At 71.7% G+C, this 26,696-nt stretch carries 19 protein-coding genes; 11 read left to right on the plus strand and 8 right to left on the minus strand.

The genetic code is table 11. The features are described from left to right. Nucleotides 1–8: 8 nt before the first annotated feature. Together SNA_RS25535 and SNA_RS25540 are read right to left on the minus strand one after the other, a co-directional pair. Nucleotides 9–515: a methylated-DNA--[protein]-cysteine S-methyltransferase gene (locus SNA_RS25535; protein WP_030071224.1), complete on the minus strand. Its 507-nt coding sequence runs from the start codon at nt 513–515 to the stop codon at nt 9–11. Between the two features lie 137 nt (nt 516–652). After that, nucleotides 653–2,164: a DNA-3-methyladenine glycosylase 2 family protein gene (locus SNA_RS25540; protein WP_044366915.1), complete on the minus strand. Its 1,512-nt coding sequence runs from the start codon at nt 2,162–2,164 to the stop codon at nt 653–655. 92 nt (nt 2,165–2,256) lie between these two features. Between SNA_RS25540 and SNA_RS25545 the strand changes: the two genes are divergently transcribed. Then, complete coding sequence (locus SNA_RS25545; RefSeq protein WP_030071230.1) at nt 2,257–3,111, plus strand: class I SAM-dependent methyltransferase; 855 nt, start codon at nt 2,257–2,259, stop codon at nt 3,109–3,111. A gap of 55 nt (nt 3,112–3,166) precedes the next feature. Here the strand turns inward: SNA_RS25545 and SNA_RS25550 are convergent, their stop codons facing one another. After that, nucleotides 3,167–3,703, minus strand: coding sequence for a DUF6314 family protein (locus tag SNA_RS25550; protein ID WP_338059818.1), 537 nt, complete (start codon nt 3,701–3,703; stop codon nt 3,167–3,169). Nucleotides 3,704–3,832: 129 nt separating this feature from the next. Here SNA_RS25550 and SNA_RS43400 point away from each other — a divergent pair, with 129 nt between their 5' ends. From SNA_RS43400 to SNA_RS43405, 5 genes are all read left to right on the plus strand, one after another. Next, entirely contained in the window at nt 3,833–5,302 is a 1,470-nt protein-coding gene (locus tag SNA_RS43400; protein WP_030071237.1) for an aldehyde dehydrogenase family protein, read from the plus strand. Further along, on the plus strand, nt 5,299–6,843 hold the full coding sequence (locus SNA_RS25560; RefSeq protein ID WP_241779830.1) for an APC family permease: 1,545 nt from the start codon (nt 5,299–5,301) through the stop codon (nt 6,841–6,843). Before SNA_RS43400 ends, SNA_RS25560 begins: the two co-directional genes overlap by 4 nt. A gap of 33 nt (nt 6,844–6,876) precedes the next feature. After that, entirely contained in the window at nt 6,877–8,463 is a 1,587-nt protein-coding gene (locus SNA_RS25565) for a GMC family oxidoreductase (RefSeq protein WP_030071236.1), read from the plus strand. Nucleotides 8,464–8,711: 248 nt separating this feature from the next. Next, a complete protein-coding gene (locus tag SNA_RS25570) occupies nt 8,712–10,685 on the plus strand; it encodes an APC family permease (RefSeq protein WP_044366917.1) in 1,974 nt (657 codons plus the stop codon). Nucleotides 10,686–10,861: 176 nt separating this feature from the next. Continuing rightward, nucleotides 10,862–11,038 (plus strand): cold-shock protein, encoded by a 177-nt coding sequence (locus SNA_RS43405; protein ID WP_198535131.1) that lies wholly within the window; start codon nt 10,862–10,864, stop codon nt 11,036–11,038. Nucleotides 11,039–11,495: 457 nt separating this feature from the next. Here the strand turns inward: SNA_RS43405 and SNA_RS25580 are convergent, their stop codons facing one another. The 4 genes from SNA_RS25580 to SNA_RS25595 form a co-directional block, all read right to left on the minus strand. Next, the gene (locus SNA_RS25580; protein ID WP_044366919.1) at nt 11,496–14,462 is read right to left on the minus strand and encodes an AfsR/SARP family transcriptional regulator; all 2,967 of its coding nucleotides are present in this window, start codon (nt 14,460–14,462) and stop codon (nt 11,496–11,498) included. An 83-nt stretch (nt 14,463–14,545) separates the two neighbouring features. Further along, complete coding sequence (locus SNA_RS25585; RefSeq protein ID WP_030065931.1) at nt 14,546–15,505, minus strand: serine/threonine-protein kinase; 960 nt, start codon at nt 15,503–15,505, stop codon at nt 14,546–14,548. After that, nucleotides 15,502–17,433 (minus strand): ABC transporter ATP-binding protein, encoded by a 1,932-nt coding sequence (locus SNA_RS25590; RefSeq protein ID WP_078970191.1) that lies wholly within the window; start codon nt 17,431–17,433, stop codon nt 15,502–15,504. The genes SNA_RS25585 and SNA_RS25590 overlap by 4 nt, the downstream gene beginning before the upstream one ends. 61 nt (nt 17,434–17,494) lie before the next feature. Continuing rightward, nucleotides 17,495–17,866 carry a hypothetical protein gene (locus SNA_RS25595; protein WP_157880088.1) on the minus strand — a complete coding sequence of 124 codons (372 nt, stop codon included), beginning with the start codon at nt 17,864–17,866 and terminating at the stop codon, nt 17,495–17,497. A gap of 421 nt (nt 17,867–18,287) precedes the next feature. Between SNA_RS25595 and SNA_RS25600 the strand changes: the two genes are divergently transcribed. Genes SNA_RS25600 through SNA_RS25620 form a run of 5 tightly spaced genes read left to right on the plus strand, consistent with a single transcriptional unit; the run spans nt 18,288 to nt 25,864 of the window. Beyond that, nucleotides 18,288–19,556 (plus strand): phenylacetate--CoA ligase family protein, encoded by a 1,269-nt coding sequence (locus tag SNA_RS25600; protein ID WP_030065934.1) that lies wholly within the window; start codon nt 18,288–18,290, stop codon nt 19,554–19,556. After that, on the plus strand, nt 19,553–20,911 hold the full coding sequence (locus SNA_RS25605; protein ID WP_044366921.1) for an MFS transporter: 1,359 nt from the start codon (nt 19,553–19,555) through the stop codon (nt 20,909–20,911). The genes SNA_RS25600 and SNA_RS25605 overlap by 4 nt, the downstream gene beginning before the upstream one ends. Further along, nucleotides 20,908–22,077 (plus strand): GNAT family N-acetyltransferase, encoded by a 1,170-nt coding sequence (locus SNA_RS25610; RefSeq protein ID WP_044366924.1) that lies wholly within the window; start codon nt 20,908–20,910, stop codon nt 22,075–22,077. Before SNA_RS25605 ends, SNA_RS25610 begins: the two co-directional genes overlap by 4 nt. Then, a complete protein-coding gene (locus tag SNA_RS25615; RefSeq protein WP_030065939.1) occupies nt 22,074–23,240 on the plus strand; it encodes a LuxE/PaaK family acyltransferase in 1,167 nt (388 codons plus the stop codon). Before SNA_RS25610 ends, SNA_RS25615 begins: the two co-directional genes overlap by 4 nt. Then, entirely contained in the window at nt 23,237–25,864 is a 2,628-nt protein-coding gene (locus SNA_RS25620; RefSeq protein WP_030065940.1) for an acyl-CoA reductase, read from the plus strand. Before SNA_RS25615 ends, SNA_RS25620 begins: the two co-directional genes overlap by 4 nt. Here the strand turns inward: SNA_RS25620 and SNA_RS25625 are convergent. Further along, nucleotides 25,818–26,645 carry a helix-turn-helix domain-containing protein gene (locus SNA_RS25625; protein ID WP_241779831.1) on the minus strand — a complete coding sequence of 276 codons (828 nt, stop codon included), beginning with the start codon at nt 26,643–26,645 and terminating at the stop codon, nt 25,818–25,820. The genes SNA_RS25620 and SNA_RS25625 overlap by 47 nt on opposite strands. Between the last annotated feature and the right edge of the window lie 51 nt (nt 26,646–26,696).

A 26,696-nucleotide genomic window follows, 5' to 3' on the forward strand; every position in this document is an offset into this window, starting at 1 on the left:
GGGTGCGGTCAGGCCGCGGGGGTGATGCCTTCGAGCGCGAGGAGCTGCTCCTTGCGTTCGAGGCCGCCGGCGTAGCCGGTCAGGGAGCCGTTGGCGCCGATCACGCGGTGGCAGGGGCGGACGACGAGCAGCGGGTTGCGCCCGATGGCCGTGCCGACCGCGCGCACCGCGGCCCGCGAGGCGCCGATCTGCGCGGCGATCTCGCCGTAGCTGAAGGTCTTGCCGTACGGGATGTCGTCCAGCGCGGTCCATACCCGCTGCTGGAAGTCGGAGCCGCTGGTGACGTATTCGATGTCGAAGCCGGTGCGCTCACCGGCGAAGTACGCGCCGAGCTGGGCGGCGATCTCCGTGAACGCGTCCGCGTCCCGCCTCCAGTCGTCCTGGACGGTGGCGCCGCCCTTCTGGCCGGGGAGGGAGAGCGAGGCGAGCGCGGTGCCGCCGGGGGCGGTGGCCGACTTCTCGCCGACCAGGAGCAGTTCGCCCAGCGGGCTGTCGAGGGTGGTGTAGACCGTCATCGGTCCGTTCCTTCCGTTGTGCCGTTGAGGCGGGTGTGCCGCGGCGGGTCTGCCGTAAGCCTCTGTGTCGTTGATATGTCCCATGGTGCGCCGTCGCCGTGGCCGTTGCTGGCGGTATTCGGACGTCGCATTTCCGCTCAGGGCGCTACCGCGGCGGGGGCCGGGCGCTGGGCCTTGGCGTTCCAGAAGTAGTGCATGGCGTAGGAGCGCCAGGGCCGCCAGGCGTCCGAATCGGCCATGGTGGCACCGGAGTTGCGCATCCCGGCGAGGACCGCGACGTCTCCCTCCAGCAGGACGTCCGGGTCGCCGAGGGCGCGCATCCGGATGTAGCCGGCCGTCCAGGGGCCGATGCCCCGCAGGTTGAGCAGCTCCTTCTCGGCCTGGTCGCGGTCGGCTCCGGCGTCCAGCGGAACGGTGCCGTCGGCGAGCGCGGCGGCGAGGGCGCGCAGGGTGGTGCGGCGGGAGTCGGGCATGCCGAGCGCCGACAGGGAGGCCCCGGCGAGGTCCTCGACGGCGGGGAAGAGGTGGGTCAGGCCGCCGCTCGGCTCGGCGAGCGGTGCGCCGTGGGCGGCGACGGCGGCGCTGCCGAGCTTGCGGCCGGCGGGCACCGACACCTGCTGGCCGAGTACGGCCCGGACGGCCAGCTCGTGGCCGTCGCAGGTGCCCGGGGAGCGCAGTCCGCGGCGCCGGGCGACGAGCATGGCGAGCAGCGGGTCCTGGCCGAGGTGGTCGGCGACCGCGTACGGATCGGCGTCCAGGTCGAGCAGGCGGCGCATGCGCTGGGTGGCGGTGGTCAGATCGCGCAGTTCGCTCAGGTGCAGCCGGCATTCCAGCCAGCCGCCGCCGCTGCCGTCCGCGCGGCCGCCGGGCCGTTCGTCGACCTCGGCGATGCCGGAGCCGCCGGGCAGGCGCAGGGTGCGGCGGTAGGTGCGGGCGCCGCGCTCACCGAGGATTTCCTCGACGCCGGTCAGGGCGCGCCGCTGGAGGTAGTCGAAGACCTCGGCGGCGGCGTACGGCCCGCGGAAGGCGAGGCGCAGCGGTATGCCGCCGGCGCCGGCGGGCTGGGCCACCGGGCCGAACCGGGTGGCCTTTCCGGGGCGGGCGGCGCGCAGCTGGGTGGGCGTCAGGGCGTAGATCTCGCGAATGGTGTCGTTGAACTGCCGCACGCTGGCGAATCCGGCGGCGAAGGCGATCTCGGCGATGGGCAGCGGGGTGGTCTGGAGCAGTATCCGCGCGGTGTGGGAGCGCTGGGCGCGGGCGAGGGCCACCGGGCCGGCGCCGAGTTCGGCGTTGAGCTGGCGCTGGAGCTGGCGGGCGCTGTAGCCCAGGCGGCGGGCGAGTCCGGCGACGCCCTCGCGGTCGACGACGCCGTCGCCGATCAGCCGCATGGCGCGGCCGACCATATCGGCGCGGACGTTCCAGGCGGCGGAGCCGGGCACGGCGTCGGGGCGGCAGCGGCGGCAGGCCCGGAAGCCGGAGCCCTGGGCGGCGGCCGCGGTGGGGAAGAAGCGGACGTTCTGCGGTTTGGGGGTGGTGGCCGGGCAGCTGGGACGGCAGTAGATCCCGGTCGTGGTGACGGCGAAGAAGAAGTCGCCGTCGAACCGCGCATCGCGGCTGCACACCGCCTCGTATTTGCTGCCTTCGCTCATCACCCCTCCACTGTGCGGCAGCCGCCGGGGCGGCGCTGGCGGAAATCGGACGCGGTGTTCGCGCTTGGCGGGCGGGTGGGTAGGTGGGGTGGATGACCACTGAGCAGAGCGGGACGGCGCCGAGCGTGGCGGAGATGGTGCGGGCCAATCGGGCGAACTGGGATGCGCGGACGCCCGTGCATGTGGCCAGCCGGTTCTACGGTCTGGACGGTTCGCGGACCGCGGAGGACTGGTTCGCGCCGTTCGAGTGGGCCGATCTCGGCGATCTGGCGGGCCGGGACGTTCTGCATTTGCAGTGCCATCTGGGCACCGAGACGGCCGCCTTCGCGGAGCGGGGCGCGGCGCACACGGTGGGCCTGGACTTTTCGCCGGTGTCGGTCGCGGAGGCCCGGCGGCTGGCGCGGGAGGCGGGCCGGACGGTGGAATTCGTCGAGGCGGATGTCCATGATGCGGTGGGCGCCCTGGGCGGGCGCCGTTTCGATGTCGTCTATACGGGCAAGGGCGCGCTGTGCTACCTGCCGGATCTGGCGCCCTGGGCCGAGACGGTCGCCGCACTGCTGCGGCCGGGCGGGGTGCTGTATCTCGTGGAGTTCCATCCGCTGCTCCATGCGCTGGGGCCGACGCCCGGCCCGGACGGCGAGGAGCTGCTGCTGCGGCACGACTATCTGGCGGGCCGCGGTCCGATCCGCAGCGATACGCCGCATACGTACACCGACGGGCCGCCGGTACGGGGCGCGACGACCAGTTTCGAGTGGCGGCACGGCCTGGGCGAGGTGCTCTCCGCGGTGGCCGCCGCCGGGCTGCGGATCGAGCGGGTACGGGAGACGGAGCTGCTGCCCTGGAAGCGGTTCGCGGCGATGGTGCCCGGCGACAACGGCTGGTGGCGGCTGCCCGAGGCGGAGCCGATCGTGCCGCTGCTGTTCGCGGTGCGGGCGGTCGCGACGTGAGCGGGCGGTCACGGCGTGAGCGGTCAGGGCGTGAGCGGTCACGCCGTAAGGAGCCTCATCCGGAGTCCGCGCGCCGGTAGACGGATCGCAGCAGCTGGTCCTTGGCGGGCCCGCCGACCCGCCATTCCAGCTGCCACTCGTCGGCCGCGACGGCGGTGAAGGTGCCCTGATAGCGGTCCGCGGCGCAGGGGTGGACGGCCCGCCAGCGGCCGCTGCGCAGATCGAGGTCGTGGAAGGGGCGGCCGTCGGCGAAGCGGATCTCGGCGGTGCCGTCCGGCAGCGGGATCAGGCGGAGCGTACGGCTCGCCGGATGGACGGCTCCGTCCCAGGTCAGCTCGCCCTCTTCGAGGTGCAGCAGCCCGGCCCCGGCCGGATCGGGCCGGAAGTGGGCCGTGCCGTGGAAGCGGCCCTCGGTGCCGGACCGCAGATCGCGGACCGTACGCACGATGCGCCAGCGGCCCGCCAGATAGACCGCGACATCGGGAACGGGGTGGGCGGCGGGTCGGCGGTGGTCCTGACCGTGATCCTGGCCAGGGCCCTCGCCGTGATCCTGGACGGAGTCGTCGCCGTGGTCCTCGGGCTGTTCGGGCATGCCCCGATTGTCCCGCCCGGCCGCCGGTCCCACGCCCGCGGCCCCGCATGCCGTGCGGACCGACAACGCTCGCCATACGCTCGGTGCAAAGTCCGCCACCGTACGCAACCGGAGACCGGAGGCACGACCATGCCGGAGCTGTTCATCGGCGGTCAGTGGACCGCAGCGGCCGACGGGCAGGTGCGGGAGATCCGCTGTCCGGCGGACGGCACGCTGGTGGCGACCGTGGACGAAGGCGGTCCCAAGGACGCGGCAGCGGCGGTGGCCGCCGCCCGGACGGCCTTCGACGACGGGCCCTGGCCGCGCACCCCGGCCGCCGAGCGGGGCCGGCTGGTGCTGCGGGTCGCCGAGCTGCTGGAGCGCGACAGGGACGCGCTGGCCAGGGCGGAATCCCTGGACACCGGGAAGCGGCTGGTGGAGAGCGCGTACGACATGGACGACATCGCCAACTGCTTCCGCTACTTCGGAAACCTGGGGGCGGCCGGCGGGACGGACCGGGTCGTGGACACGGGCGCGCCGGAGACGGACAGCACGGTGCGGCACGAGCCGGTGGGCGTCTGTGCGCTGATCACCCCGTGGAACTACCCGCTCCTCCAGACGGCCTGGAAGGTCGCGCCGGCCCTGGTCGCCGGCAACACCTTCGTACTGAAGCCGAGCGAGCTGACCCCGCACACCGCCGTCCATCTGATGCGGCTGCTGAAGGAGGCGGGGCTGCCGGACGGGGTGGCCAATCTGGTCCTGGGCACCGGCCCTTTGGTGGGCGCGCCGCTGACCGAGGACATGCGGGTGGACATGGTGTCGTTCACCGGCGGGCTGGTGACCGGCCGTCGGATCATGGCCGCGGCCGCGCCCACGGTGAAGAAGATCGCCCTGGAGCTGGGCGGCAAGAACCCGAACATCGTCTTCGCGGACGCCGATTTCGACACCGCCGTGGACTATGCGCTGATGGCGGTGTTCCTGCACTCCGGCCAGGTCTGCTCGGCGGGCGCCCGGCTGCTCGTCCAGGACGAACTGCACGATGCGTTCGTCGACGAACTGGTCGCGCGGGCGCAGCGGATCCGGCTCGGCGGGCCCTTCGACGAGGCCGCGCGGACCGGTCCACTGATCTCGGCCGCGCACCGGGCGAAGGTGGCGGCGTATGTGACGGGAGGGCTGGAGGAGGGCGCCGTGCTGCTCTGCGGCGGTGCGGCACCGGACGATCCGGCGCTGGCCGACGGTTTCTACTATCTGCCGACGGTGCTGGACGAGTGCACCCCGGACATGTCCGTGGTCCGCGACGAATCGTTCGGCCCGGTGCTGACCGTGGAGCGGTTCCGCGACGAGGACGAGGCGGTCTCGCTCGCCAATGACACGGTCTACGGCCTGGCGGGGGCGGTCTGGACCAAGGACGCGGAGCGGGCCCACCGGGTGGCGGGACGGCTGCGCGCGGGCACGGTCTGGATCAACGACTTCCACCCGTACGTACCGCAGGCGGAGTGGGGCGGGATGAAGCAGTCGGGGGTGGGGCGGGAGCTGGGTCCGGCGGGGCTGGCGGAGTATCAGGAGGCCAAGCACGTCTGGCGCAATACGGCGCCGCGGCCGCAGAGGTGGTTCGAGTGACCACCAGCGGTTCGCCGGAACACGACGACGCCTCGCTCGCCGAACTGGGCTACAAGCCCGAACTCAAGCGCACCCTGGGCAACTTCCACACCTTCGCCGCCGGTATCAGCTATATCTCCATCCTCACCGGCACCTTCCAGCTGTTCTACTTCGGCGTGAGCCACGGCGGCCCGGCGTACTGGTGGTCGTGGCCGATGGTCTTCCTCGGCCAGCTGATGGTGGCGCTGTGCTTCTGCGAGCTCGCCGCCCGCTATCCGGTGGCGGGCTCGATCTACAACTGGGCCAAGCAGCTGGGCGGTCCCCATGTGGGCTGGCTGGGCGGCTGGATGATGCTGACGGCCTCGATGGTGTCGCTGGCGGCGGTGGCGCTGGCGTATCAGGTGACGCTGCCGCAGATCTCGTCGTGGTTCCAGTTCATCGGCGACGGCACCGGAAAGACCGATGCGGCGGCCAATGCCGTCCTGCTCGGCACCGTCCTGGTCACCTTCACCACACTGATCAACGCCTTTGGCGTGAAACTGATGGCGCGGATCAACTCCGCGGGCGTGGCCATCGAGCTGATCGCCGCGATCGTGCTGATCGTGCTGCTCGCGGCCCATCTCACCCGCAGCCCCGCCGCCGCGCTGACCGAGACCTTCGGGCTGGGCGCGGGAACGGACCTGGGGTACCTCGGCGCGTTTCTGACCGCCTCGCTGGCCTCGGCGTATGTGATGTACGGCTTCGATACGGCCTCCTCCCTCGGCGAGGAGTCCAAGGACCCGGGCCGCAATGCCCCCCGCGCGATCCTGCGCGCCCTGGTGGCGTCGTTCCTCATCGGCGGGCTGATCCTGCTGTTCGCCCTGCTGGCGGTGCCCGATCTGCACGCCAAGGAGCTGTCCGTGGACGGACTCCAGTATGTGGTGCTCTCCACCCTCGGCTCGACCGTCGGGCAGATCGTGCTGTGGTGCGTGGTCATCGCGATCACCGTGTGCGAACTGGCGGTGCACACCGCCAGCATCCGTCTGGCGTATGCGATGGCCCGGGACAACAACCTCCCGGCCGCGTCCCTGCTGGCCAAGGTCAGCCCGCGGTTCCAGACGCCGGTGCTGCCGGCCGTGATCATCGGTCTGGTCGCGGTCGCCATCCTGCTGATCAACGTCAATCAGCCGCAGATCTTCTCGGTGATCACCAGCATCGCGATCATCATGATCTATCTGGCGTATCTGCTGGTCACCCTGCCGATGCTGGTCCAGCGGCTGCGCGGCAGATGGCGCCCGGTCGAGGGGAAGTTCTCCCTGGGGAAGTTCGGCCTCCCGGTGAACATCCTGGCCGTGCTGTGGGGCGCCGCGATGTCCCTCAACCTCGCCTGGCCGCGCGCCACGGTCTACAACGCGACCGGCCCCCAGCACTGGTACCTGCGCTGGGGCGCCTTCGTGTTCATCGGCGTCGTGGCGGTCGGCGGCTTCGCCTACTACTGGTTCGTACAGCGCAAGCGCACCGGGGTGCTGGCGACCCACGCCGCCGAGTCGCCGGACGGTCCGCCGCCGCCCCCCACTTCCTGATCCGGAGGCCACGTCATGTCCCAGGAGGCCCAGATGGACGCACCCGAGACCGCCGACGCGTTCGACTATGTCGTGGTCGGCGGCGGTACGGCCGGCGCCGTCGTGGCGGCCCGGCTGAGCGAGGACCCGCAGGTCAGCGTCTGCGTACTGGAGGCCGGGCCGTCCGACGTCGACGACCCGGACATCCTGCGCCTCGACCGGTGGATGGGCCTGCTCGCCTCGGGCTACGACTGGGACTATCCCGTCGAGCCGCAGGAGAACGGCAACAGCTTCATGCGGCACGCCCGCGCCAAGGTGCTCGGCGGCTGCTCGTCCCACAACTCCTGTATCGCCTTCTGGGCACCGGCCGAGGATCTCGACGAATGGGCCGCGCTGGGCTGTTCGGGCTGGACCGCGGCCGAATGCTTCCCGCTCTTCCAGCGGCTGGAGACCAATGACGCACCGGGCGGCCACCACGGCCGCAACGGCCCGGTGACCTTGCGCAGCGTCCCGCCCCACGACCCGTGCGGCGCCGCGCTGCTGGAGGCGTGTGCGGCGGCCGGCATCCCCACCACGCCGTTCAACACCGGGCAGACCGTCGTCCGCGGCGCGAACTGGTTCCAGATCAACTGCCGCCCCGACGGCACCCGTTCCTCCGCCTCGGTCTCCTATCTCCACCCCGTCATGGGCACCCGCCGCAACCTGGACGTGCGCACCGGCGTCCAGGCCAAACGCCTGCGCTTCGACACCCCGGACGCCACCGGCGCCGCCGCGCGCTGCACCGGCGTCGACTACCTCTCCCCCGACCTCGTCCACACCCTGACGGTCACCGCGCGGCGCGAGGTCATCGTCTCCTGCGGCGCCATCGACTCCCCCAAGCTGCTGATGCTTTCGGGGATCGGCCCGGCCGACCATCTGCGCGCCACCGGTATCGAGCCGCTCGTCGACTCCCCCGGTGTCGGCCAGAACCTCCAGGACCACCCGGAGGGCGTGATCATGTGGGAGGCCAAACAGCCGATGGTCACCACCTCCACCCAGTGGTGGGAGATCGGCATATTCAGCCCCACCGAACCCGGTCTGGACCGCCCCGACCTGATGTTCCACTACGGTTCGGTGCCCTTCGACATGAACACCTACCGCCGCGGCTACCCCACCTCGGAGAACGCCTTCTGCCTCACCCCGAACGTCACCCGCGCCCGCTCCACGGGGACCGTACGGCTGCGCACCCGCGACTTCCGCGACAAACCCAAGGTCGATCCGCGCTATTTCACCCATGAGCACGATGTCCGGGTGATGACCTACGGTCTGCGACTGGCCCGCGAGATCATCTCCCAGGCCCCGATGGCCGACTGGGCCGGCACCGAGCTGGCTCCCGGCCCCGCCGCCCGCTCCGACGCCGACCTCCTCGAGTACATCCGCACCACCCACAACACCGTCTACCACCCCGCCTGCACGGTCCGCATGGGCGCCGCCGACGACCCGGACGCCCCGCTTGACCCCCAGCTGCGGGTCAAGGGGGTCGACGGACTGCGGGTGTGCGACGGTTCGGCGATGCCGTTCCTGACGGCGGTGAACCCCTGCATCACGACGATGATGATCGGGGAGAAGTGCGCGGACCTGATCCGGGGACGGTCCGGGTGAGCCGGGGCGGTGCCCCCTCCCAGGCGGCGGTGTTCGCCTATGAGACGGGAGTGGTACGGCCGGTGGGGTACTGAGCCCGGAACGCCGGCCCTGCGGCCGCGATGGGCCGTGCCGCCGTCGGACCGCCGCTCAGGGACACGAGGACGCGCGGGCAGACGAACACGGCGGTGAAGGCGCCGCGGATGCATACCCTGACGTCGCCGTCGCGTCGATGGCTGGATTCGTTCGCGGTACGACAGGAGCACACGATGGCCGTCTCCGCCCCTGCCGACTCCTCTTCCGGGGCCACCACCGCGCGATCCCGCCTGCGCGCGTGGCTGCTGGAGGGCCTGACCGATATGGCCAAGCACCACCCCGGTCCGCACGCCGGACCGCAGAGCGCCCACAAGGGGCAGCGGTGGTGGCGGGTGATGTGCCTGACCGGTGTGGACTACTTCTCCACCCTCGGGTACCAGCCGGGTATCGCCGCGCTGGCAGCGGGGCTGCTGTCGCCGGTGGCCACCATCGTCCTGGTGATCGTGACGCTGGCCGGTGCGCTGCCGGTCTACCGGCGGGTGGCGGAGGAGAGTCCGCGCGGACAGGGTTCGATCGCGATGCTGGAGCGGCTGCTGTCGTTCTGGAAGGGCAAGCTGTTCGTCCTGACCCTGCTCGGTTTCGCCGCCACCGACTTCCTGATCACCATCACCCTGTCGGCCGCCGACGCCTCCACCCACCTCGTGGAGAACCCGCATCTGACGGGTGTTCTGCACGGCCAGGAGGTGATCATCACGCTGATCCTGGTCGCCCTGCTCGGTGCGGTCTTCATGAAGGGGTTCCTGGAGGCCATCGGTGTGGCGATCGTGCTGGTGGCCCTCTACCTCGGACTCAATGTCGTGGTGGTCGTCGTCGGACTGTGGCACGTTGCCCAGGCGCCGCATGTCGTCACCGACTGGTCCCAGGCGCTGACCACCGAGCACGGCAATGTCCTAGCGATGGTGGGGGTGGCACTGCTGGTCTTCCCGAAGCTGGCGCTGGGTCTGTCCGGCTTCGAGACCGGGGTGGCGGTGATGCCGCACATCGAGGGCAAGTCCGACGACACCGAGGAGCGTCCGGCGGGACGGATCCGGGGAGCGAAGAAGCTGCTCACCACGGCCGCCGTCATCATGAGCGTCTTCCTCATCATCACCAGCTTCGTGACGACCCTGCTGATCCCGGCCGATGACTTCAAGCCGGGCGGTCAGGCCAACGGCCGCGCACTGGCCTTCCTCGCGCATGAATACCTCGGCTCCGCCTTCGGCACCGTCTACGACGTCTCCACCATCGCGATCCTGTGGTTCGCCGGTGCCTCGGCGATGGCCGGGCTGCTCAATCTCATGCCGCAGTATCTGCCGCGCTACGGCATGGCCCCGCACTGGGCGCGGGCGGTCCGCCCGATGGTACTGGTGTTCACGCTGGTCGCGTTCCTGGTGACATGGCTCTTCAACGCCGATGTCGACGCGCAGGGCGGCGCCTACGCCACCGGTGTGCTCGTCCTGATCAGCTCCGCCGCGATCGCCGTGACCATCGCCGCACACCGGGCCCGCCAGCGCGGCTGGACGATCGGCTTCGCCCTGATCTCCGCGGTGTTCCTCTACACCACGGTCGCCAACGTCATCGAGCGGCCCGACGGTGTCAAGATCGGTGCCTGCTTCATCGCCGGCATCATCCTGCTCTCGTTCCTCTCCCGCCTGGCCCGCGCCTTCGAACTGCGGGTGACCAGCGTGGTCCTGGACGATATGGCGCAGCGGTTCATCCGCGACACCGCGCAGCGCACGATCCGCTTCATCGCGAACGAACCCGACCAGCGGGATGTGGCCGAATACCGCGACAAACTCCAGCAGATCCGCAGCGACAACGACCTCTCGTCGGCGGACGACTGCGTCTTCGTGGAGGTCACGGTCGGCGACCCGTCGGAGTTCGAGAGCGAGCTGCGCGTCCGCGGCGAGGTCCTGCACGGCCGCTACCGGGTGCTCTGCCTCGACAGCTCCACCATCTCCAACGCGCTGGCCGCGCTGCTGCTGCACGTACGGGACCTCACCGGACAGCGGCCGCACATCTACTTCGAATGGACCGAGGGCAACCCCTTCGCCCAGTTCCTGCGCTTCTTCCTCTTCGGCCAGGGCGAAGTCGCACCCGTCACCCGCGAGGTACTGCGCGAGGCCGAAGCCGACCGGGCGCGCCGACCGTACGTCCACGTGGGATGAGCGTCCCGACCCACCGGACGGCTTTGCCACCGCACAGGGTTGACTTCTGGTCAGTTTATGGCCGACCTGTCGCACAACCCTTCCCCACAGGTGCACCGTCCGTAATAAGGTTCCTACACAGCGCAGCCGGTGGGACAGACCCGCCGCGGGGGAGCGACCCGGCCACGGAGGAAGCGATGCCACAGGGAACCATCGTCCTGTTCAACAAGAGCGACGGCGTGGGGATCATCGCGGACGAGCAGGGAGAAACGCTTCCCTTCTCGGGGATGGAAACGCAGACCACGAACGTCGGTCAGCGTGTCCTCTTCGACGTCCACGGAGCGAAGGCCACCAATGTGATCGTTGCTCGCTAGAGCAGCCGTGGTGGGCGGGACGGCCCCGGACGGGATGCCCGGGGCCCTCTGCCGTGTGGACGCGGGAGTCGCGCCGGGACGAACGGATCGCGTCCCGTTACGCAGCTGCAAACGCCCGTGCCACCACGGCCCGTTCGGGGTCAGGCCGGGTCGGACGGGAACTTCCACCAGGTCCTCGTTGGACCGGGTGACGATCCGGTTCCAGATCTCGGCCAACTGCCCCTCGACGTCGTCGCCTTCGCGCTCCGCCGGGAGCCACTGGACGGGCACGACCTCGTAGGCACGGGGCCGGTCCGCGAAGCGGTTGTTCATGGTGACGATGCCGGAGTAGAGCCGCTTGCTGTTGAACAGCGACTGGCCGAGGATCCGGCCGTAGCCGGTCTGATCGGTGCTGATCACCTTGTGGCTGAGGTAGACGCCGGCCGCCGCGGCGCCCGGCGGGCCGGCTGACGCTGCGTCAGCCGGCCCCGCACTCTTCGAGTCCCGCGAGCGCCTGTGAGCGCTCCATGGGGTGCTCTCCGGCTCCTGGTACGGCGAGCGCGCTGCGGAACTGTTCCCGGGCTTCGGCGACCCGGCCCGCCGCCGAGTAGGTGCGGCCCAACCGGTAGCGGATGTCCATCTCCAGCCGGGCGAAATGGGGTTCGGTGAGGGGGGACAGCGTGCGGTGATGGGAGAGCGCCTGGTGGTGGAGGGCCGCGGCGGCGCTCAGGTTTCCGTCGCCGAGCTCCGCGCTGCCCAGCCGGGTCAGCAGGATCGCGTGCAGGAGGACGTCCCCGGCCCGCTCCGCCAGATCGGCCGCCTGACGGTAGAAGGTCCTGGCCTCACCGTATTGGCCGAGACCGTGGTGGAGGTCGGCGGCGCAGGCCAGGGACCTGCTGATCATGCGGGGCCGGCCGATCTTCTCGGCGCGGGTGACGGAGGAGGCGAAGCAGGCCAGCGCCTCCTCGTTGCGCCCGTGGAGTTGGTGGAGGGAGCCGAGGAGGCACAGTCCCATCGCGACGAGCCAGCTGTCGTCCGACCGCTGGGCCTGCTCCACGGCGTCGGCGATCCGGGTCATCGCCTGCTCGGCCCGGCCCGCGTACAGGTCGGCGGCGCCCAGTCCGGCCAGGGCGCGGGCCTCCTCGCCGCGGTCCGCCCGGCGGCGGGCGAGGTGCAGCGCCTCGGTGAACCAGGCGTGCCCCTCCTGGTGGCGGCCCTGGTAGAGGTCGTTGACGCCCATACAGGTGCGCAGCGCGGAGGGCATCCGCCGGTCGCCGGCCTCTTCGGCGTGCGCCAGCGCGATCTCCAGGGCCGTCCGGCATTCGTGGTAGCGGCCGCGGCGGGCGAAGTAGTCGCTCAGGGCCTCGGCGATCCAGCAGGCGTAGTCGGCCTCGCCGAGCGCCGCGGCATGGCCGACGACGTCAACGAGCTCACCGCCGGCCGCGTCCAGCCAGCCGTCCGCGTCCTTCCAGTCCGGGAACGGCGCCGCGGCCGGCCGCGGCCCGGTGAGGAAGGCGTCGGGGCCCCAGTCGCTGGCGATCCGGGCGGCGTCCAGGTAGAGGCGGAGGACGGCCGTGCGGGCCTCGTCGGCCTCGCCGGGTGTGGCGTCCGCGAGCCGTCGCGCATGCACCCGGACCAGGTCGTGCAGGCGGTAGCGACCCGGGCGGGGCTGTTGCAGCAGACTGGCGTCGACCAGGCTTTCCAGGATCCACTCGGCGTCGAGGGGCGGGCACCCCAGGACGGCCGCGGGGGTCAGCGGGTCGAACTCCACCGTGGGCGAGAGGCCGAGGGCGCGGAATCCGCGCTGCTGCATCGGCGCCAGCTGCTCGTACGACAGCCGGAAGGCGGCCTCCACGCTGCGGTCCCCGGCACTCAGCTCGCCGAGGCGGCGCTCATCGCCGGACATCCGCTCCACGAGGTACGCCAGCGTCCAGGCGGGGCGGTTCTGCAACCGTGCTCCGGCGATCCGCAGAGCCAGCGGCAGCCCGTCGCACAGCCGGACCAGCTCCTGCGCCGCCTCCGGCTCCCGGTCCGCGCGCGCCTCCCCCAGGACGTGCCGCAGCAGGGACACCGCATCGCCGGCCGCCAACGGCTCCAGGCTGACGCGGCGGTCGGCGTCGAGTCCGGCCAGCCGCCGCCGACCGGCCACGATCACCGCGCTGCCCGGACCGGCGGGCAGCAGCGGCCGGACCTGCTGTGCGCCGGGGACGTCGTCCAGTACGAGGAGCAGCCGCAGCGAGCTGGTCGCCGCCCGCCAGGCCGCGACCAGTTCGTCGAGGTCGTCGAGCACCTCGCTCTCGGCCGCACCGACCGAGCGCAGCAGCCGCCGCAGTATGCGCTGCGGCGCGATCCCGTGCTGTTCCGTGCTGTGCGCGCGCAGGTCCGCGAAGAGGCAGCCGTCCGGGTAGTGCTCGCGCAGCCGCCAGGCCGCGCGGACCGCGAGCGCGGACTTGCCGACCCCGGCCGGACCGTCGACGGCCACGACCGAGACGGCCGCGTCGGCCAACGGCGCGGTCAGCAGGGCGAGTTCGCGCTCCCGTCCGGCGAGGTGGCCGGTGTCGCCGGGCAGTTCGTTGACCGGGCGGCGGGGCCGGGCGGGAGGAGTGGCGGGGGCAGCGGCGGGGCGCGTCGCCGCTGGGCCGAGGAGCAGCTGGTCATCGCGGCGCAGCACCGCCTGGTGCACCCGGCGCAGCTCCGCACCGGGATCGACCCCGAGCTCGTCGCGCAGCCGCTTGCGCATGTCCTGGTAGGCGTTCAGCGCCTCCGCCTGGTGCCCGCTGCCGTACAGGGCGCGCATCCGCAGCGCCATCAGCGACTCGTCGTACGGATCGGACGCGGCGACGGCGGCGAGGTCGTCCAGGGCCTCGGCGGAGCGGCCGAGCAGGACCAGGCAGTCGAGGCGCTCCTGCTGGAGGGTGCGCCGCCGCTGCGTGAGCCGGCCCCGCTCGCCCTGTGCGAACGGGCCCGGCACTCCGGCCAGGGGCTCGCCCCGGAACAGGGCGAGCGCCTCGGAACAGCGGTCCATCGCGGCGGCCAGGTCGCCGGACTCCTTGGCGCGCTGCGCCGCACCGCCCAGTTCGGCCAGCTCGGCCACGTCGAGCTCCGCCGCATCGCGGGCGAAGCAGTAGCCGCCCCGGTCGCTGCGGATCACCGACTCCGCAGGTCCCGCGCCTTCCGCGTCGAGCGCCTTGCGCAGCTGGTAGACGTAGCTGGGCAGCACCCGGCGGCCGGATCCCGGCGGGTTCGCCCCCCATACGCCGTCGAGCAGCTGCTCGGGACCGGTCGGCGTCCCCGCACGCAGCAGCAGCGCGGCCAGGACCGCCTGCCGCCGTACCGGCCCCAGGTCCAGCGGCGTCCCGTCCCGCCAGGCCAGCACCGGCCCCAGCACCGCGATCCGCAGCCGCTGACGCACTCCCCCGCTCACCACAGAGCCGCCGTCCCCCATGTCCCGTCCCCCGTATCATCGAAATGCCATCGGCATTTCAGCGTCTCCCGCGATGATTGACAAGACGACCCCGCGTCGGGCGCTCACTCCCCTGACACCTCGCGCCGGCCCCGCGCCAGCAACCCGTCGAGATCCGCGGTGAGTTGGGCCAGTGTGGGCCGGTCACCCGGGTCGTGGGCGAGGCTGCGGTCGATCGCCGCGGTGAGGGGGGACGGAAGGCGCCGGCGGGTGGTGACAGACCGGGCGCGCTGGTCGAGCTGGGGGTATCGGCGCCTTCCGGCGTCCTGGGCGTCGTCACTCCCCTCATAACTTGCGCCGTAGCTCTCGTCATCCGTCTCACCGTCGGCGATGTCGTCGGCCATGTCGTCGATGTCATCGGCGATGTCGTCATCGACGTCGAACGGGACCTCACCGGTGGCGGCCTCGTACAGCGTGATGCCGATGCCCCAGACGTCCGCCGCGGGGGTGAGGATCCCGCCGCGGGCCTGCTCGGGGGCGAGGTAGCACAGGGTGCCGATGCCCGGCGGGGCTGGGCCGGGCGGGCGGGCGGTGCTCAGGTCCAGCACCTTGGCGCGCCGGCAGCCGATCACGATGTTGGACGGCTTGAGGTCCAGGTGCAACAGGTCCTTGCCGTGCAGGTAGTGGACCGCCGAGCACAGGTGGAGTCCGAGGAGCGCGAGGTCGGCCGCGGCCAGACGGCGCCGGCGGCGGTCGATGAGGTGCGCGAGGGTCTCTCCGGTGAGCGTCTCCAGCACGACGAAGGGTTGCGGGGCGTCGCCGGTCTCGTAGGCGCGGACCAGGTGCGGATGCGTGAAGGCCGCGAGCCAGCGGCCCTCTTGCAGCAGCTTCTCGCGCAGCCACCGGTCGTCGCGCCGGTCCGGGCGCAGCACCTTCACCACGCACCGGCACTCCCGCTCCCGGCTCCAGACGTCGTACAGATCCAGCCAGCCGGTGCGGCAGAGGTGCGCGAGGACCTCGTAGCCCGGGGCCACCGTCGTTCCGGCCGCCAGCGGCGGTGGCGCGAGGAGTGTCGTACGGCTCATGGCAGCGCCTCGACCTTCGAGATGTCGCCCGGCCCGTGCAGCCGGTAGAGCCGTGCGTAGGCGGCGCTGCGGGCGAGCAACTGGTCGTGTGTGCCGTGGTCGGCGATACGGCCGTGTGCGAGAAAGACGATCTGGGTGGCGTCGCGGACGGTGAGCAGGTTGTGGGAGATGAGGATCGTGGTGCGTCCGCTCATCAACAGGCGCAGCGGTTCCAGGATGTGTCGGCCGGACTCCGCGTCGAGGCCGGTGGTCGGCTCGTCGAGCAGGAGGACGGGCGCGTCACGGATCATGGCGCGGGCGATGGCGAGGCGCTGGCGCTGTCCGCCGGAGAGGAGCCGGCCACGCTGGCCCACCACGGTGTCGTAGCCCTCGGGGAGTTGGCCGATGAAGGTGTGGGCGTCGGCGGCGTGGGCCGCTGCGATGATCTCCTCGTCGCTCGCGTCGGGGCGGCCGTAGGCGATGTTGTCGCGCACGGTGCCGTGGAAGACCAGGGTCTCCTGGAGCAGCACGGCCACGTTGTCCCGCAGTTCGTCCAGGCGCAGATCGCGCAGATCGTGCCCGTCGAGGCGGAGGGTTCCGCGGTCCGGGTCGTAGAAGCGCAGCAGCAGTTTGGCGGCGGTCGACTTTCCGGCGCCGCTCGCCCCCACGAGCGCCAGCGTCTCGCCGGGTGCGGCGCCGAACGAGACCTCACGGAGGGCGGGCCGGGTGGTGCCGGGGTAGCGGAAGGTGATGTCGTCGAAGGCGATCTCGCCGCGGGCGCGGCCGAGCTCCAGCGGGGCCGCGACCTGGGCGACTTGGGGCCGCTGGTCGAGCAGTTCGATGATCCGCTCCGCGGCGGCGGATGCCGAGTAGAAGATGTTGGTGAGGCCGGACAGGCCGCGGATGGGGCTGTAGAGCCTGGTGAGCAGGGTGAGGAAGACGATCAGGCCGCCGAGGGTGAGGTGGCCGTGGGCCAGTTCCCAGGTGCCCAGGCCCATCACGAGCAGCGCGCCGACCAGCTCGATGAGGTCGATGACGGTGCCGTAGACGGCAGCGATGCGTGCGGAGGCCATGGCGGCCCGGAACCGGCCGAGGTTCTCGCGCTGGAACCTGCCGTGCTCCCACCGCTGCCGGTTGTACGCCTGGACGAGGGCGATATTGCCCAGCGCCTCTTCGGTGATGGCGCTGATCGAGCCGCTGCGGCGGCGCCGCTCCCGGGATGCGGCCTTGACCCGCCGGGAGAAGCGGCGGGCGGTGGACCAGAACATCGGGGCGATGACGAGGGCCAGGAGCGTCAGGTCCCACCGCAGGTAGAACAGCACGGCGAGGAAGATGGCCAGCCGCATGATCTGGGCGATGGCGTTCACGATCCCGGAGAGCAGGAAGGTCTCGACGGCGTCGACGTCACCGGTCACGCGGGAGAGCACGTCGCCGAGCCGCCGCCGCTCGAAGAAGCCGAGCGAGAGCCCTTCGACGTGGCGGAACAGATCCGACCGCAGGGCGAGCAGGAACCGCTCGCTGACCCAGGTCGAGGTCACCTCGTCGGCGAAGGAGAGCACTCCGGAGAAGAAGGTGAACGCGAGGTAGGCCAGGGCGATCGGCAGAAAGAGGTGCAGATTGCGCGGCACCAGCATGTCGTCGATGACGATTTTGAACAGCCAGATCTCGGCGGCGTCCACGACCGGATCCAGCACGACGAAGGCCAGGATCACCACCAGCCAGCGCCGGCCGCCCCGCGTATACGGCCAGAAGCGCCGGAAGACATCGCGCAGGGCCACCGGCGGAGCGGCTTCGACGAGTGCGCCGGTGCCGTCGGGGTCCTCGGCGACGGTCAGCAGCAGCCGCAGCGCCCGCCTCAGGCGGCGCACGGCGACGCGGCGCGCCTTCTCGCTGCCCGCGCCGTCGCCCTGGGCGTCACCACGGGAGGGAAAATGCGGCCGCGCACTCATCCGGCTTCACCGACTGCTGCGGCCGGGCAGGAGCCCGGCCGCGGCCCATCATGGCGAGCGCTCAGTAACCACCTCCATGGTGCATGCCGTGGTCGTGGTCGTGGCCGTGCCTGCGGCGGCGACGGCGCCGACGGCGACCGTGATCACCGAAGAAATCTTCGCTGGTGTCGAACCTGCGCCAGTCCTCCGACGTGAAGTCACGACGGCCACGGCCCAGCGCGGGAACCAGGTTGTCGAGGACTCCCATACTCCTGCCTTCCTCGTGACCCCCCTTAATCCCGCTGTTCACCCAGGTATACGGAAAAACGTTGAAAAGGGATTGACTCACCGGGATCGACCCACGCTTGCCGCTGCTGACGATATTTCCCGTCGACCGATGGCTACTCTGCGTCACTGCGATGGTGTACGTACGCCAATAGCTGACGCCCACCATGACGACCTCCACGGCCAGGGAGCTCAGCACAAAGAGGAGCCGGACGGAACGACGACTCCGTCGGCGACGACCGTGGGCCGGTTGCCGCGCAGAAATGCGCCGGCGGCGGTGAAAAGGCCACGCCCTCGACCTTGGTGAGGTAGGTCACTGCCAGGTTCCGGTAAAGGAGGGCAACCCGGCGGATGGCCTGGGCATCTGGCGGAATGTCGGTCGGTAAGCGCGTGTTTCCGACACCGCCCGGTTTGGTGGGGAACATCGCTCATGACATATCATCAGCGATCGAAGCACCCCAGAACGGAGACGTTCGGGAGGGGCCCCGACCGGGTTTCCCCGAGGCTTCCGTTGCTGTCCCCACCCCCGAGAACTGGCGCCGCACACCCCATGGCGCCGGTTCCTTCTGCATGCCGGAAAACAGGAATACATGCCCGTTCAACCATTGCCGGAACTCATACGTTTCGTGCGTCACCACTCGCCCTTTTACCGAGATCTCTACGCCGGGCTGCCGCACCGGGTGGAGGAGTTGACCGACCTGCCGGTCGTTCCCCATGAGGCGTTCTGGCGTGCCAACACGCCCCGGAACAACAGCCTTTTGACCGGACCGCTCGATGAGGCGGTGGTCTTCAAGAGCGGCGGAACGACCGGCGCCCCGAAGTTCTCCGTCTACACCCGCGAGGAATGGCGCGAATTCACCGCCGCATTCGGCAGCGGACTCGTCGAAGCCGGACTGCGTCCCGGCCACCGGGTCGCCGATCTCTTCTACGCCGGGGAGCTGTACGCCAGCTTCACCTTCATCCTGGACTCCCTGCACCGTGCACCCGTCGCCAACGTCCGGCTGCCGATCGGGGGCGCCGCACCGCTCGCCTCGACCGTGCAGACGCTGGACGAATTCGACGTCGAGGTCGTCGCCGGTACCACGACGACGCTGTGCGCGCTGGCCGACCATCTCGTACGCGAAGGACGCCAACTGAGCGGCGTACAGATCCTGTTCTTCGGCGGCGAGGGGCTCCACGAGGACCAGCGGCCGCTGCTGCACAAGGCGTTCCCCCAGGCGCAGGCCCGCTCCATCGGCTATGCCGCCGTCGACTCCGGGCTCCTGGGACGGGCCGTACCAGGTGCCGACCCCCGCGTCCACCAGGCGTTCACCCCGCACACCGTCGTCGAGATCCTGGACGAGCAGACCGGCGAGCCCCTCGTCCGCAACGGTGCGGCGGGCCGTGTCGTCGTCACGGACCTGCGCCGGAGGCTGATGCCCATCGTCCGGTATCCGGTCGGCGACCGGGCCGAATGGACCGATGTCGCCGCGGGGCACTTCCGTATCCTCGGCCGGGCCGAGGAAGGCGTACGCATCGGTGCGGTGTCGCTCTACACCCAGGACGTGCACGATCTGGTGCGCGCCGCGGACGTGGCCGGCCGGGTGAGCGGAATGCAGCTCGTGGCGCGCCGCTGGGACGGGCGGGACGGGCTGGTGCTGCGGCTGGCCGTCGACGAGGACCGGCCGGCCGGCGGGCTCGCGGACCTGGCCGACGCCATCACCAAGGAGGTCCTCGCCGCCCGCCCGATGTACGCCGCGGAGGCCGCCGACGGACGGATCCACCCGATCGCCGTGGAGTGGGTCCGGCACGGCGGCCTGGTCGTCAACTCCCGTACCGGCAAGCTGATCCGGGTCCTCGACGAACGGCCGCACTCATGACGCCCGCAGCGGCCCCGCGCCGCCTCCCGGTCGTCCTGCGCAACCGGGCCTTCGGTGCCGTATGGGTCGCGCAGATCCTCACCCAGGCCGCGGGACGGATGTTCCAGGTCGGCGTGGTGTGGTGGCTCGTCGGGCACGCCATCGGCGCCGACGGGGACCGCGGCCTGGCCTCCGGGGCGTTCCTGGCGGTGAGCACGCTCCCCGCGGTGGCGCTCGCCCCGCTGGTGGCCACGGTTATCGCACGCTGCCCGCGCCGTACGGTGCTGGGTTCGGCGGCCGCCGTGGCGGGTCTGGTCGCCGCCGCCACCGCGGGGTGGACCTGTGCCGCATCGCCGCCCACGGTCGTCGCCTACGGGGCGGCGCTGCTGCTGGCCGGCTGCCAGGCCCTGTTCGACCCGTGCCTGACCACCTCCGTCCCCGAGCTCGTCGACGACGCCGACATCGAGGCCGCGACCGGCTTCGAACTGGCCACCCAGTCCCTGGCCGGTCTGGCCGGCGGGCTGCTGGGTCCGCTCGTCGTGGATGCCTGGGAGCTGACCGGCATCGTCTCCGGATGTGCCGGTGCCTACCTGGCCGCGGCGGTGCTGGTGTCCGTCACCCGGTTCCCGCGGGCTGCTGCGGTCGCGGACGACGCCGGCCCGGCCGAGGGCGCGCCCGCGCGGCGGACGCTGCGCCGGATTCTCGCCGACCACCGGTACATCCGGCGGGTGCTGCTCTGCTTCACCGCGGCGAACGTCTTCACCACCGCGGTCTACGTGGTCATGCCGCTGTACACCCGGTCCGTGCTGCATGCGCACGGTGCCACGGTCGCCGCGCTGGAGGCGGGCCTCGGCGTCGGAACGCTGCTCGGGTCGTTCACCGGCGCGCGGCTGCCGGGAAAGGCGACCACTGTCGGCGGGGCCTGCCTGGCGCTGATGGCCGCGGCCCTCGGGACGCCGGGCCTGGTCGCCGGTCAGACCGCGGCCGTCGCCGCCCTGACCGTCGCGGGCTGGTGTGTGGGGGCCATCGGGGTGCGGTTCGTCGCACTGTTCCAGCGGATGGTTCCGGCCGAGGACAAGCCGGGCTTCTTCGCCATGATGCAGGCGCTGCTCGGCGCGACCTTCCCGCTGTCCTCGCTCGTCTTCGGCGCGCTCGGCGACGTGCTGTCCCCGCGGGCCCTGTGCGTACTGCAAGCCGTCGGGCTGCTGCCGGTCGCCGTGGTGCTGTGGTGGTCCGGCAGGCGTACGGAGGCGCCGCCGGAGTCCGACGGTGCCGCCGCGGCGGTGCCCGGGTCCGCGTCCGGGTCCGGGTCCGGGTCCGCGTCCGCGTCCCCCGAGTCCGCCACCGGCGCCGTGCCGCTGGGGGACGCCCGATGACCGCCGCCCTCGTACCGGCCGGGCCCCAGGACATCGCCGAGCTGCGGCAGTTGTACTTCGAGGTGTACGGAAACGCGTATCCGGTCGCCCTGGGCAGTGATCCGGCCGAGATGCACCGCCTGATCACCGACCCGCACTGCCACTGGCTCACCGCACGCCGGGCCGACACCGGCGAACTGGCCGGGTCCGCGGTCGTGCAGACCGACCGGGGCAACCGCGTCGGCAAGCTCGTCGGCCTCGCGGTCCATCCCCGCCATCGTCAGCACGGGCTGGCGGGCCGGCTGACCGCGGCGGTCACCGCCGATGCCCTCGCCACCGGTGCCCTCGATTCGATCCACACCACGGTCCGTACGGTCACGCAGGCCCCGCAGCGCGTCGTCGCCCGCAACGGGTACCGGCCGCTCGGGCTGCTGCCCAACGCCGCCGAGGTGTCCGGCTGCGAGACCCTGGCCCTGTTCGCCTGCTATGCCGACGGCGTCCTCGACCGCCGCGCACCCGTCGCCGCCGTACCGCGGGCGCTGGTACCGCTGCTGGAGGCGGCCGAGGACAGCATCGGGATCCGGTACGCCGCGCTGCGCCCGCTCGGTCCCGGGGAGCCGGAGAGCTCGGCTGCGCACCCCGCGAAATCCGCGCACCACACAGCGGACCGCACCCCCGTCGAAGTGATCACTGCCCCCGGCTTCGTCCGCCGCCGGTTCGGTGAGGTCTTCCCCGACCCGTCGGGCGCCTACGTCCCGCTGCGCACCCCGAACACGGTGCTGACGCCGCCGGACGGCGCGTTCGAGATCTATGCCGACCTCGACCCGGCGGCCGGCAGCTGTGCCCTGGTCGCGGTGCACCCCTGTCTGTCGGCCGCCACCGGGGCCCTCGATTCGCTCATGGCGGCCCTCGGACGGGCGGGCGCCGACTACGTCGAGGCGCTGCTGCCGCTGTCCGACACCGCGGGGCTGCACGCGTTCCTCTCCTCCGGCTTCGTCCCCAGCGCCGCCTACCCGGCCATGCGCCGGATCGGCGACCGCTTCCACGACCACGTCGTCCTCTCCCGTACCGACCGTCAGATCGACTTCCGGACCACCGCCGTCAGCACACCGCTCCAGCCGTATCTGAGCGCGTACCTGACCGCCTGGACGTCCACCTACCTGCCCCGTCACGAGGTTGACCGATGAACCCGCATCTCGCCCCCGTCGAGGTCCCCGACCCGGCGGCCCTCCCCGCCGTCCAACGCCTGTGCGACCTCACCGCGCCCTATACGACCGGCCCGGAGACGGACGCCCTCTTCGCGGCCGCGATGGCCGAAACGAACTCCTGGCACGCGGAACGCTCCCCGTTCTTCCGCTCCCTGCTCGCGGACCCTCCCGAGACCCCGGCCCCCACCGTCGGCGCCCGGACCCGTACCCCGCTGCTGCACGCCACCTTCTTCAAGCGGCACGAGGTGCTGTCCGTACCGCGCGAGGAGGTCTTCCTGCATCTGACCTCGTCCGGCACCACCGGACAGAAGTCGCAGATGTTCTACGACCGGTGGACCATCCGCGCCGCGCAGCGGATGGTGGCCCGCATCTTCGACCACTACGGGTGGATCACCCCCGACCGGCCCGTCAACTACCTGCTCTACAGCTACGAACCCGCACCGGACGTGCGTCTGGGCACCTCCTTCACCGACAACTACCTGTGCGACTTCGCGCCCGCGCGGCACATCACCCACGCCCTGCGGCACACCGGATCCGGCCATGAATTCGACGTACACGGCTGTATCGCCGCGCTCCGGCGCTACGCCGACGAAGGTCTGCCGGTACGGATCCTGGGCTTCCCGGCATTCCTGCACTTCACCCTGGAGCGCATGCGCGCCACCGGCATCCCGCCGCTGCGCCTCCCGGAGGGCTCGCTGATCGTCCTCGGCGGCGGCTGGAAGGGCCATGCCGACCGGCAGATCGGCAAGGAGGACTTCTACGACCAGGTGACCGAGCAACTCGGCATCCCCGGCGAGCGGATCCGCGACACCTACGGATCCGTCGAGCACTGCGTGCCGTACGTCGAGTGCGCACACCACCGGCTGCACGTTCCCGTCTGGTCCCGCGCCGCCGTACGCGACACCCGGACCCTGCAACCGCTGCCGTACGGCGCACGCGGCTTCCTCCACCTGGTGTCCCCGTACATCACCTCGGTCCCCGCGCAGAGCGTCGTGATGGGCGACCTGGCCTCGCTGCACCCCGGGGAGGAGTGCGGCTGCCCCCTGGCCACACCGTGGTTCACGATCCATGGCCGCGCCGGGGTGAGCCGTAACCGCAGCTGTGCGGTGGCCGCCGCAGAACTTTTGAAGGGAATGTCATGACCAGCCAACTCCACTTCTGGCAGGGCGCGTTCATCGCCGACGCCGAGGTCGCCGGCCGACTCGCCGAACTGCCCGTTGCCGTCGAACGCGCCCTCGCGGAGCCGCTGTCCGCCGAGACGGTGCTGCGGGCCTGCGACACACTCAGCCGCGCCCTGCGCGATCCGGACGGTGATGTGCACACCCGGCTCCTCTCGTACGCGACCGAGGACGTCCCGGCCGCCGACCGCGCGGAAGCCGCCGCCACCCTCGCCGAACTCGCGGACGCCCTCGCCCGGCCGGCCCTCGAACGCAAACTGCGCCGCGAACTCGGCGGGCCGCGTCCCGAGCGGTTCACCCGCCCCGACGCGCGGGAGACGGTCTACGAGGCGTGGGCGCCGGTGGGCCTGCTGGTTCACATCGCCCCCGGCAATGCCGCGACGGTCGCCCCGCTGAGCGTCGTGGAGGGCCTGCTCGCGGGCAATGTGAACGTCCTCAAGACCAGCAGGAACGACACCCCGCTCGCCCAGCACCTGCTCGCCGAACTCGCGGCCGCGGACCCCACAGGGGCCGTCGGCCGCCGGATCGTGGCGCTGCAATTCCCCTCCCGCCGCAAGGACCTGATGCGGTTGCTGTGCGCGCCCGCGGACGCAGTGGCCGTCTGGGGCGGCGAGGACGCCGTGGAGGGGGTCGCGGCCCTCGTCCCGCCCGGGTGCCGGCTCGTCGAATGGGGCCACAAGATCTCTTTCGCCTACCTCGCCCGCGAGGCGTGGACGGACCGGGACGGGCTCGCCGCACTGGCCGCCGATGTCTGCCGGGCGGAGCAGCAGGCGTGCTCCAGCCCGCAGGTCGTGTATCTCGATACCGGGACGGATGGTGAGACCGCGGCCGGGTCGCCCGCCGGCGACGAAGGCGCCGACGAACTCACCGCCGAACTCTTCGCCTTCGCGGAGCGGTTCGCCGCCGTCCTCGACGAGGTATCCGCCACCTTCCCCGCACCGTCCGACGACGCGGCGGATGCGGCGGACGCCGCCGAGCATGCGGAGATCACCACCGCCGAACTGGTCGCCCGGGCCGAACAGCATCTCGGGCTGACCAGGGTCATCACCGCCGACGACGGAAGCTGGCGGGTCTTCGCCGACGTCCGTCCCGCCCTGGCCGCCTCCCCGCTGCACCGCACCGTCTGGATCAAGCCACTCCCCCGCCACGAGATCACCGCGACGCTGCGGCCCATGCGCCGCTATCTCCAGACCGCCTCGGTCGGCGGCAGCCGCGCCGACATCGCCACGCTCTCCCGGACCCTGATCACCGCGGGCGTCCAGCGGATCACCCCGCTCGGCGCGATGCTCGACAGCTACCCGGGCGAACCCCACGACGGCGTCTACGCCCTCCAGCGCTACAGCCGCCGGGTCAGCGTGCAGGCCGACGGCGCCGCCTTCGCCGCCACCCCGTGCCTGGACGATCTGATCGCCCCCGCCACACCGCCCGCCGCGCCCACCGGCCCGCTGATGGACAAGGCGGCGGCCCAGGACCAGCTGCGTACCCTCGCGCCCGAACACGCCCAGCTGTACTTCCGCAGCGGAGGAACCACCGGCGCCCCGGCCCTGTCCGTCTTCACCTGCGACGACTACGACACACAGATGCGCGCCTCGGCCCACGGCCTGCTCGCCGCGGGCTTCGATCCGGCCCGCGACCGGGCCGCCAACCTCTTCTTCTGCGGGGGCATGTACGGCAGCTTCATCAGCTTCTTCTCCATCCTGGAACGCCTGAACGCCACCCAGATCCCGATGGCCGCCGGCCCCGACCACGAGGAGATAGCCAAAGCCCTCGTCACCTACCGGGTCGACACCCTCTTCGGGATGCCGTCCTACCTGTGGCAGCTCTTCCACACACAGGGCGAGCGGCTGCGCTCCTACGGCGGCATCCGCAAGGTGTTCTACGGCGGGGAGCACTTCACCACCGAACAACGCCGCATCCTCACCGAGACGTTCGGCGTGGAGCTGATCCGGTCCGCCGCATACGGCAGCACCGACCTGGGCCCGCTGGGCCACCAGTGCACCCACGCCCGGGGAACCGAACACCACGTCCTGACCGAGCTGCACACACTGGAGATCCTCGACCCGCAGGAGGACCTCCCGGTCCCCGCAGGACAGCCGGGGCGGCTGGTCTTCACCACCCGGACCCGGGCCGGCCAGCGTCTGGAGCGCTACGAGATCGGCGACCTGGGCCGGGCCGTGAGCGGGACCTGCCCGTGCGGCAGCCACACCCCGCGCATCGAACTCCTGGGCCGGTACGGCGAGGTGTTCCGGATGGGCACGTATCACTTCCACTACCGCCGCTTCACCCAGGTCGCCGAGGAACGCTTCGGCTACCGGGGCGAGTTGCAGATCGTCCTGACCTCCGCAGCCGACCGCGAGCAGCTGACCGTACGGCTGGACGACCGCTACGCACCGGACCCGGACGCGGCCCGCGCGGCGCTGCTGGCCCACATCCCGGAACTCGGCTCGGCGGCCGGCCCGGACGCGCTGCTGACCTGCACGGTCGAGACCGCCCCCACGCTCGCCTTCGAACGCACCCCCACCAGCGGCAAACTCCGCACGGTCATCGACCGCCGAAGCGCCCGGGGGTGGTGCCCACCAGCCGGGTGAAGTGCCGGTTCAGGTGCGACTGGTCGTAGAAGCCGGCGGCGGCCGCCACCTCTCCGGGCGGCCGCCCGTCGAGCAGCAGCCCGCGGGCGCGGTCGACGCGGCGGGCCGTCAGGTACTGGTGCGGGGCGATGCCGAAGGCGCCGCTGAACGCCCGCACCAGGTGGGTGGGGTGGGCGTGCAGCAGCTTGGCGGCCTCGTCCAGGGTGACGCCCTGGAGCAGCCGTGCGTCGAGGAGCTCGCGCAGCCTGTGCGCCACACCGTGATCGGGCGCCGGCCTGCGGGCGACGAGCCCGGGCCGCAGGTGGGTGCGCAGCCGTTCCCGGATGAGGGCGAGGCGGCTTTGCGCCTCCAGTTCGTCGCCACGGTGGGCGAGTGCGGTGTGCAGTTGTCCGATGCGCCGGCGCAGCAGGCCGTCGGCGAGGTCGGGGCCGTCCACCGCCGGGCCGATGAAGCTCTCGTCCAGCTGGGTCAGGTCCAGGTAGAGAACCCGCTTGCGAAAGCCGTGGGAGGTGGCGGGTGAGCCGTTGTGCGGGACCTGCGGCGGAAGCAGGGACACCGTGCCGTGCGGGGTGCCGCGCTCGTGCCGGTTCAGGTCGTAACGGACCGCACCGTCGTCGACGATGAGCAGGGTCCAGACGTCGTGCACGTGCATCGGGTAGGTGTGCTCGGTGAAATGCGCGTGGAAGACCTCCACCACACCCGGGACCTGCGGGCGCCACGCGGAAACCTGCTGCCGGGCCACCCTCAGTTTTCCGGCGACGGGGCTTTCGCTCTCAGGCAAGGGGCGAATCTCTTCTCTCAACTGCTCTGACCTCAGGAAGCCCGCAACGTC

The organism is Streptomyces natalensis ATCC 27448 (assembly GCF_000935125.1).
Classification (GTDB): Bacteria; Actinomycetota; Actinomycetes; order Streptomycetales; family Streptomycetaceae; genus Streptomyces; species Streptomyces natalensis.